The sequence below is a fragment of the Hydrogenophaga sp. genome (assembly GCF_018780075.1).
Taxonomy (GTDB): Bacteria; Pseudomonadota; Gammaproteobacteria; order Burkholderiales; family Burkholderiaceae_C; genus Hydrogenophaga.
The window spans coordinates 1-6,338 of record NZ_JADMKB010000087.1; the positions used below are offsets into that span (position 1 = coordinate 1).

General features: G+C 69.0%; 9 protein-coding genes. 4 read left to right on the forward strand and 5 right to left on the reverse strand.

The features are described from left to right. Positions 1-11: 11 nt before the first annotated feature. On the forward strand, positions 12-875 hold the full coding sequence (locus IV088_RS14710; RefSeq protein ID WP_291103396.1) for a c-type cytochrome: 864 nt from the start codon (positions 12-14) through the stop codon (positions 873-875). A gap of 65 nt (positions 876-940) precedes the next feature. Here the strand turns inward: IV088_RS14710 and IV088_RS14715 are convergent, their stop codons facing one another. From IV088_RS14715 to IV088_RS14725, 3 genes are all read right to left on the reverse strand, one after another. Further along, complete coding sequence (locus tag IV088_RS14715; RefSeq protein ID WP_291103376.1) at positions 941-1,525, reverse strand: DUF2946 family protein; 585 nt, start codon at positions 1,523-1,525, stop codon at positions 941-943. Between the two features lie 69 nt (positions 1,526-1,594). Next, entirely contained in the window at positions 1,595-2,668 is a 1,074-nt protein-coding gene (locus tag IV088_RS14720; protein ID WP_291103379.1) for an alpha/beta fold hydrolase, read from the reverse strand. Positions 2,669-2,699: 31 nt separating this feature from the next. After that, complete coding sequence (locus tag IV088_RS14725) at positions 2,700-3,137, reverse strand: nuclear transport factor 2 family protein (RefSeq protein ID WP_291103382.1); 438 nt, start codon at positions 3,135-3,137, stop codon at positions 2,700-2,702. Positions 3,138-3,326: 189 nt separating this feature from the next. Between IV088_RS14725 and IV088_RS14730 the strand changes: the two genes are divergently transcribed. Genes IV088_RS14730 through IV088_RS14740 form a run of 3 tightly spaced genes read left to right on the forward strand, consistent with a single transcriptional unit; the run spans position 3,327 to position 5,373 of the window. Next, positions 3,327-3,935 carry a LemA family protein gene (locus tag IV088_RS14730; RefSeq protein ID WP_291103385.1) on the forward strand — a complete coding sequence of 203 codons (609 nt, stop codon included), beginning with the start codon at positions 3,327-3,329 and terminating at the stop codon, positions 3,933-3,935. Continuing rightward, on the forward strand, positions 3,932-4,840 hold the full coding sequence (locus tag IV088_RS14735; protein ID WP_291103388.1) for a TPM domain-containing protein: 909 nt from the start codon (positions 3,932-3,934) through the stop codon (positions 4,838-4,840). The genes IV088_RS14730 and IV088_RS14735 overlap by 4 nt, the downstream gene beginning before the upstream one ends. A 5-nt stretch (positions 4,841-4,845) precedes the next feature. Continuing rightward, on the forward strand, positions 4,846-5,373 hold the full coding sequence (locus tag IV088_RS14740; RefSeq protein WP_291103390.1) for a TPM domain-containing protein: 528 nt from the start codon (positions 4,846-4,848) through the stop codon (positions 5,371-5,373). A gap of 5 nt (positions 5,374-5,378) precedes the next feature. Here IV088_RS14740 and IV088_RS14745 read toward each other — a convergent pair whose 3' ends face one another. After that, positions 5,379-5,948, reverse strand: coding sequence for a cyclic nucleotide-binding domain-containing protein (locus IV088_RS14745; RefSeq protein ID WP_291103392.1), 570 nt, complete (start codon positions 5,946-5,948; stop codon positions 5,379-5,381). A 121-nt stretch (positions 5,949-6,069) separates the two neighbouring features. Next, on the reverse strand, positions 6,070-6,338 hold a 269-nt coding region (locus IV088_RS14750), incomplete at its 5' end, for an ATP synthase delta/epsilon chain alpha-helix domain-containing protein (protein WP_291103394.1).

A 6,338-nucleotide genomic window follows, 5' to 3' on the forward strand; every position in this document is an offset into this window, starting at 1 on the left:
CAGAGGACACCATGAGCGACCACGCGCACGACTCCCACACCGGCCCGATCAAGACGCCCGCCCAACTGCTCTGGACGTCGTTCTTCTCCTTCGTCGGCCCCATCTTCATCATCATCGGCCTGGTGTACTACGTCACCTCCGGTGACAAGCCGGCCGCCGGCGCGGTGGACCCCGAGCTGGCCACGGCCCAGCGCATCCAGCGCGTGGGCACCGTCGAACTGCGCGATGCCAACCGCCCGCTCGCCACCGGCGACGCCGTGTACACGGCCCAGTGCTCGGCCTGCCACGCCGCAGGCCTGGCCGGCGCCCCCAAGTTCGGTGACGCCGCGGCCTGGGCACCGCGCATCGGCCAGGGCTACGAGGCCTTGTTGAACTCGGCCCTCAAAGGCAAGGGTGCCATGGGTGCCCAGGGTGGCGGCGCCTTCAGCGACGTGGAAATCGGCCGCGCCGTGGTGCACATGGCCAACGCCGGTGGCGGCAAACTGGCCGAACCCGCAGCGCCCGCCGCCGCTGGCGATGCGGCCGCTGCCGCGCCCGCTGCTCCAGCTGCTGCCCCTGCCGCCGCACCTGTGGCAGCCACCCCGGCCCCTGCTGCCGCAGCGCCTGCCGCTGCCGCCCCGGCGGCCACCGTGGCCAGCGCGGGTGGCGAAGCCCTGTACAAACAAGCCTGCACGGTGTGCCACGCCGCCGGTGTCGCCGGTGCACCCAAGTTCGGTGACAAGGCCGCTTGGGCCCCTCGCGTCGCGCTCGGTCTCGATGGTCTGACCGCCAGCGCCATCAAGGGCAAGAACGCGATGCCGCCCAAGGGTGGCTCCACCGCATCGGACGCCGACATCAAGGCCGCCGTGCAGTACATGCTGGCTGCGGTGAAGTAAGCCCTTCACGCTCCCATAAAAAAGCCGGTCACTGACCGGCTTTTTTGTGCCCGGGGCGGCGGGGTTCAGCCCGCTGGCACGCGCCAGGGCGCGGCGGCACCCGACTGCCGGCGCTGCGGGCTGCGCACAAAACCCCAGTCGGCGGGCAGCGCGGCGGCCTGCACCGGCTCGGGCGTCCAGCGCCCTGCCTCCACCGCGTCGGCGGCCAGCGCCATGTCGCTGGTGTGCACCAGGCCGATGCCCAGCGCCGTCACGAGGTACAGCCGACCGAGTTCATCGAGCAGGCTCTGGCGCACCGCTCCCGCGTCCTGTCCGCTGTGGGCCAGCACGCGCCCATCGGGCTGCAGGCGCCAGATGAAGGGTGTGGCCTCCAGCTCCAGGTAGACCCGCTGCGGCCCGTTCTGGAAGAACCACTGGCCCGCTTCGTCGGCCGCGCAGTTGCGGTGGATGAACTCGATGAGCTTGTCGTGTTTGAGCAGCGAGCCCTTGCTGGCCACCACCACCTCCCCCGGCTCGACCGCAAACGGCCCGCTGTGCTGGCAGCGGTCGTCGCGCATGTACCAGTTGCCCCGCGCGTCCAGCCCGAGCCAGCCGACACAGTGCGGCACATTGGGCCATTTGGCGAGGGCGGCTTTGACGATGTCATCCATGTCGCGATTACAACCTCATTTGGGTGGACCCGGCACAAGCCACCCGGCTGAGGGGGCGTCCCGATCCCCTCACAGGGCGCCGCGGAACCGGCTTTGCCGGGCCGCCAGTGCCGCCCCCTGAGGGGGAAGCGCCGAAGGCGCATCGGGGGGGAGCTGCTGGATCAGCCATCGGCCGACGGCCTCCGGCATCGTCCGCACATGGCCCGGCAGACCCAGCGGCCCGAGCGACACCGGGTACCCCACATGCCCCCCCTCGGCGGGTTGCCAGAGGGTGACGTGGCTGCCGGCGTCGGCGGTGGTGGGCAGCGAGGCCGCCGGGACGAAGGGGTCGTTGAGCGCGTTGAGCGCGAGCGCCGGCACGCGGATGTCGCGCAGCACCGGCTTGGCCGAGGCGCGCGCCCAGTAGTCGTCGGTGTCCCGGAACCCGTGCAGCGGCGCGGTGAACAGGTTGTCGAACTCGTAGAGATCGCGCGCGGCGAGCAGCGCCTCGCGGTCGAACAGGCCCGGGTGCTGCTCCAGTTTTTTCAAGGCCTTGGGCACCATGCTGGAGAGGAACATCCGCGTGTAGACCAGCCGGTTGAAGCCGCGCCCGATGGCCCGTCCGCCCGCTGCCAGATCAAGCGGCGAACACACTGCGGCCACGGCACGCACCGTGCCCGCGGCGCTGTGCCCCATTTCACCCGCCCAGCGCAGCAGCGCGTTGCCGCCCAGCGAGACACCGGCCGCCAGCAACGGCCGCCCCGGATGCTCGGCAGCGAAGCGCCGCAGCACCCAGTCAATTTCATCAAAGTCGCCCGAGTGGTAGGCCCGGGGCGCCAGGTTCAGCTCACCCGAGCAGCCCCGGAAATGGGGCACCGCGAACGCCATGCCCTGCGACGCGGCGAAGTCGGCAAACGCCACCGCGTACTGGCTCGCCGACGAGCCCTCCAAGCCATGGAACAGCACCAGCAGGGGCGCGTCGGGGGCGCTGGCATGCTGGGCCGTGTCCACGTCGATGAAGTCACTGTCCGGCGTGGTCCAGCGCTGGCGCTGCCAGGTGGGCGCAGGGCCCCAGTGGCGGCGCGCGCACAGGGCGGCCCACAGCGTCTGGGCGTTGCCGCCCGGCAACCACCAGGGCGCCTGGTAGCGCTGGGCGAAGGTCATCGAAGGGGCTTGAGCAAAGGATTCAATGGGCTCAGTGCAACACCGTGGGCACGCTCAGCGCGTCGTCGGGCTCGGTGCGGCTGCCCGGGCTCGCGTGGTGCGCCACCAGGCGCCAGCCCTGCGCGGTCTTGGCGTACACGTTGGTGGCCACCACCCAGGCGTGCGCGAGCCCGTCGTCGCTCAGCACCTCGACCCGCTCGACCACGCTGTGCACGCTGCAACCACCCGCGTCCTGCCGGCGCACGCGCTCCGGCTGGGCCTTGACGCTGCCGTTCGAGAACAAGGCCTCGAAGGCCGCGCGGATCGCGGCCGGCCCCACCAGGCGGGGGCCGCCGGGGTGCACGCACACGATGTCCTCGTCGTCGGCCCAGCAGGCCATGAGGCGTTCGAGGTCACCGTGCTGCAGCGCGTCGTAGAACGCGTGTTCGGTGTCGTCGGCGGAGCCCGGAGGCATTTTGGGTTTGCGCATGGGCTTATTTTGCCGTGCGCCCGGCGGCCGGCGACTTCCTTGTGTTTCCGGGCGACGCCCAGCGGGTGGCGCTCCGCCGCAAGGCCACCACCAGAGGAGCGGCGCGGAAGTCCAGGGGGTATAGTCCGCGAGAGTTCCGGGCCCTGCCCTTTTTCACCTGTGGCCGCGACGTCGGCAGATGGAGGTTTCATGCGCGCTTTGACCCAATCCCTCACCACCTGGGCACTGGCCTTGTGCCTCGCTGCCGGGCTCACCGGTTGCGGCTACAACGATTTCCAGAGCCTGGATGAAAAGAGCAAGTCGGCCTGGTCCGAGGTGCTCAACCAGTACCAGCGCCGCGCCGACCTGATTCCCAACATCGTTGCCACGGTCAAAGGCGAGGCCAGTTTCGAACAGGACACGCTGACCAAGGTGATCGAGGCCCGCTCCAAGGCCACGTCGATCCAGATGACGCCCGAGATGTTGAACGACCCGGCGGCGATGGAGAAATTTCAGGCCGCGCAGGGCGAGGTCGGCAGCGCCTTGAGCCGCCTGATGGTGGTCGTGGAGCAGTACCCCAACCTGAAGGCCAACCAGGCCTTCAGCGACCTGCGCGTGCAGCTCGAAGGCACCGAAAACCGCATCACCGTGGCGCGCAACCGCTACATCGAGACGGTGCAGGCCTACAACGTGCTGGCCCGCAGCTTCCCGAGCAACCTGACGGCCATGGTGTTCGGCTACAAGCCCAAGGCCGGCTTCCAGGTGCAGGACGAGGCGGCCATCAGCACGCCGCCGAAGGTGGACTTCAACAAGCCATGACCCTCCGCCGGTTCCGCGCGCTGCTGCTCTGCACGCTTTGGCTCTGGGGCGCTGTCGCGGCCCATGCCCAGGGCGTGCTGCCCCTGCCCGAGTTGCGGGCGCGCGTGACGGACCAGACGGGCACCCTGGACGCGACCCGCATCGCGTCGCTGGAAGCCCGGCTGGCGGCGTTCGAAGCAGAGCGCGGCACCCAGGTGGCGGTGGTGATCGTGCCCACCACCCAGCCCGAGGACATCGCCGACTACACGCAGCGCCTGGGTGACGCGTGGAAGATCGGGCGCAAGGACGTGGGCGATGGCGTGCTGTTCGTCGTCGCCAAGAACGATCGGCGCATGCGCATCGCCACCAGCAAGGTGCTGGAAGGCGCCTTGCCCGACCTCATGGCGCGCCGCATCATCGACCAAGCCGTGGCACCCGCTTTTCGAAACAACGACTACGCCGGCGGCATCCAGGCCGGTGTGGACCAGATCCTGGCCCGTGTGGCCGGCGAGGACCTGCCGCTGCCCGGTGGCGACCCGCCCGCATCCGGTATCGGCGGCATGGCGCCGCTGGACATCCTGATCTTTCTCGCGTTTGCCGTGCCCATCGGGTCTGCCGTGCTGCGCAGCATCTTCGGCAACAAGCTGGGCACCTTGCTGACGGGCGCCGGGGCCGGCGGGCTGGCCTGGTTGTTGACCGCCGTGGTCTGGCTGTCGGTGGGCGCGGGCCTGCTGGCCATGCTCGCCGCGCTCTTTTTGCAGATGTTGCCGTCCATGCCGAGCTCCGGCCGTGGCGGACGCGGTGGCGGTGGTCACTGGGGCGGGGGCGGTTTTGGCGGCGGCAGCGGCGGCTTTGGCGGCGGGGGAGGCTTCAGCTCGGGTGGTGGTGGCAACTTCGGTGGCGGCGGCGCTTCGGGCGGCTGGTGATCGTCATGAACAAATTCCTGCGCATCCTCAAGCACCGCTGGCTCGACAGCGCCGACACCCACCGTCTCATCCCCGACGACATGGCACAACGCCTGGCCCAACGGGTCGCGGCGAGCGAGGCCCGCCACACGGGCGAAGTCCGCCTGTGTGTGGAGGCGGCGCTGCCGCTGTCGTACCTGTGGCGCCTCGACCGGGCCACCAGCGTGGGCGCCCTGACCCGGGAGCGCGCCGTGAGCTGGTTCGGGCGCCTGCGCGTGTGGGACACCGAGCACAACAACGGCGTGCTGATTTACCTGCTGCTGGCCGAGCACGCCATCGAGTTCGTGGCCGACCGGGCATTGAGCGCGCAGGTCGATCATGCGCAGTGGCAGGCCATCGTCGATCGCCTCGGGGCCCGCCTGCGAGCGGGTGAGTTTGAAGACGGCTTGACGCAGGCGCTGGAAGAGGTGTCCGCGCTGCTCGTGGCACATTTTCCGACCGGGGCCGACGGCGTCAGTCCCAACGAGCTGCCCGACAGCGTGGTCAGGGCCTGAACCCGTCAGGACTTCCTGCCGTTGCGGGACGTGCGGTTGTTCATCACCACCTCAAGCTCCTCTTGCAGGGCCTTGTTCATCTGGGCAAACGTTCGCAGCTTGCGGGTGGTTTCGCGCAGCCGGTCGGCCATGCGCTTGGAAATGGCCAGCAGCAACCGGGCTCCCACAGCGGGCTCGGCCTTGAGCAGGCGCATGAGCGCCGTGCGGGACAGCACCGCAGCGGCGATGTCGGTGGTGGCGGTGCAGGTGGCCGAACGCGGCGAGCCGTCAAGCACTCCCATCTCGCCGATGAGGTGTCCTGGACCGATGATGTTGACCACCATGCTGCCCTCGTGGCCAGGCAGCTCGTTCTCCACCGAAATGTCCCCTTCCAGCACCAGCAACATGTAGTCGTTGCGTTTCACCTCACCCTCGTGAATGAAGACAGTGCCAGACTTGATCCGGTGGGGACGCATGTAGGCAACAACACGCATGGCGTCGCTCAGGGTCAGGTCGTCCAGCGCGGACGGTGTCACCAGCAGCCGGGCAGCCACCTCTTCGGGCGCCAGTTCGGGGCTTTCAAATATCGAGGTCATCGCTTGTTCATCCGGCGTGTTCACCTGTCATCCATGATCCCACCCGCCGCCAGCGTCCGCCACGTCCCGACGAAAAAAAGCCGGCATGTGCCGGCTTTTTCATGAAGCACGCGAGGGCATGTCACTTTTTCTGACGGTACTTGCGCAGCGCAGCGATCTGGGCGGCCATGACCGCCAGCTCGGACGTGGCCTTGGCCAGGTCAATGTCGCTCTTGGCGTTCTTGACCGCTTCTTCGGCGTGCTTGCGCGCGTCGGTGGCCTTGGCTTCGTCCAGGTCCTTGCCACGGATGGCGGTGTCGGACAGCACGGTGATGCAGTGAGGCTGCACTTCCAGGATGCCACCGGCCACGAACACGAACTCTTCGCCACCGTCGGCTTTTTCGATGCGCA

Bases quoted from the DNA above. Each gene is read 5' to 3' on its own strand.
- IV088_RS14740 (WP_291103390.1), top strand. From the start codon at position 4,846: ATGAACAAATTCCTGCGCATCCTCAAGCACCGCTGGCTCGACAGCGCC.
- IV088_RS14710 (WP_291103396.1), top strand. From the start codon at position 12: ATGAGCGACCACGCGCACGACTCCCACACCGGCCCGATCAAGACGCCC.
- IV088_RS14745 (WP_291103392.1), bottom strand. From the start codon at position 5,948: ATGACCTCGATATTTGAAAGCCCCGAACTGGCGCCCGAAGAGGTGGCT.
- IV088_RS14715 (WP_291103376.1), bottom strand. From the start codon at position 1,525: ATGGATGACATCGTCAAAGCCGCCCTCGCCAAATGGCCCAATGTGCCG.
- IV088_RS14725 (WP_291103382.1), bottom strand. From the start codon at position 3,137: ATGCGCAAACCCAAAATGCCTCCGGGCTCCGCCGACGACACCGAACAC.
- IV088_RS14720 (WP_291103379.1), bottom strand. From the start codon at position 2,668: ATGACCTTCGCCCAGCGCTACCAGGCGCCCTGGTGGTTGCCGGGCGGC.
- IV088_RS14735 (WP_291103388.1), top strand. From the start codon at position 3,932: ATGACCCTCCGCCGGTTCCGCGCGCTGCTGCTCTGCACGCTTTGGCTC.
- IV088_RS14730 (WP_291103385.1), top strand. From the start codon at position 3,327: ATGCGCGCTTTGACCCAATCCCTCACCACCTGGGCACTGGCCTTGTGC.